1 protein-coding gene is annotated in these 1,443 nt (G+C 51.3%); it reads left to right on the forward strand.

Features of this window, described 5'->3' with window-relative positions; all coding sequences use genetic code 11:
- Positions 1-2: 2 nt before the first annotated feature.
- The coding region (gene dnaA / locus ACTHUT_RS20565) for a chromosomal replication initiator protein DnaA (protein WP_440419660.1) at positions 3-1,443 on the forward strand (1,441 nt) is incomplete at its 3' end.

Here is a 1,443-nt window from a genome sequence, read left to right on the forward strand (position 1 = left end):
TGTTGCCTGCCGGGCAGTTTGCGCAATGGATTGCGCCTTTGACCGTGGGCGAAGAAAACGGCGTATGGGTGGTGTATGGTAAAAACCAATTTGCCTGCAATATGCTCAAAAGCCAGTTTGCCGCCAAAATTGACGCCGTGCGTGCCGAATTAGTGCCTCAGCAGGCTGCTTTTGCGTTTAAGCCGGGCGTAGGTACGCATTATGAAATGGCGGCTCAGACTGTTGCGCCGGTGCAAGTGCAAGAGGTCATTGAAGTTGAAGAGTGTGTAGAGCCTGTTCAAATGCCTTTGCAAACTGCTGCGCCAATGGAAGAAAATAGGCCGTCTGAAACGGTTTCCAAACCTGCAGCTGCCATGACGGCTGCCGAGATTTTGGCGCAACGCATGAAAAACCTGCCGCATGAGCCTCAAGTGCAAACTACTGCTTCGGCTGAATCTAAAGCAGTTGCCAAAGCCAAAACCGACGCGCAACACGATGCGGAAGAAGCGCGCTACGAACAGACCAATCTGTCGCGCGACTATACATTTGAAACTTTGGTGGAAGGTAAGGGCAACCGCCTTGCCGCCGCAGCCGCCCAAGCAATTGCTGAAAATCCGGGGCAGGGCTACAACCCGTTTTTCTTATACGGCAGTACCGGTTTGGGTAAAACCCACTTGGTACAAGCCATCGGCAACGAATTGCTGAAAAACCGTCCTGATGCCAAAGTGCGCTATATGCATTCGGACGACTATATCCGCAGCTTTATGAAGGCGGTGCGCAACAACACTTATGATGTGTTCAAGCAACAATACAAACAATATGACCTGCTGATTATCGACGATATTCAGTTCATCAAAGGCAAAGACCGTACGATGGAAGAGTTCTTCTATCTGTACAACCATTTCCACAACGAGAAAAAACAGCTGATCCTGACGTGCGACGTATTGCCTGCCAAGATCGAGGGTATGGACGACCGTCTCAAGTCCCGTTTTTCATGGGGTTTGACTTTGGAACTCGAACCGCCCGAATTGGAAATGCGCGTGGCGATTTTGCAGAAAAAGGCAGAAGCAGCCGGTATCAGTATCGAAGACGAAGCCGCTCTGTTTATCGCCAATCTGATCCGCTCCAATGTGCGTGAGCTGGAAGGCGCGTTCAACCGCGTCAGTGCCAGCAGCCGTTTTATGAACCGTCCTGTCATCGACATGGATTTGGCGCGTACGGCTTTGCAGGATATTATTGCCGAGAAACACAAAGTCATTACCGCCGACATCATCATCGATGCGACAGCCAAATACTACCGTATTAAAATCAGCGATATATTGGGCAAAAAACGCACGCGCAACATCGCCCGTCCGCGCCAAGTTGCCATGAGCCTGACCAAAGAGCTGACCACGCTCAGCCTGCCTTCTATCGGTGATGCCTTTGGCGGTCGCGACCACACGACTGTGATGCACGGTGTCAAAG

Source organism: Neisseria sp. P0022.S010 (assembly GCF_051956635.1).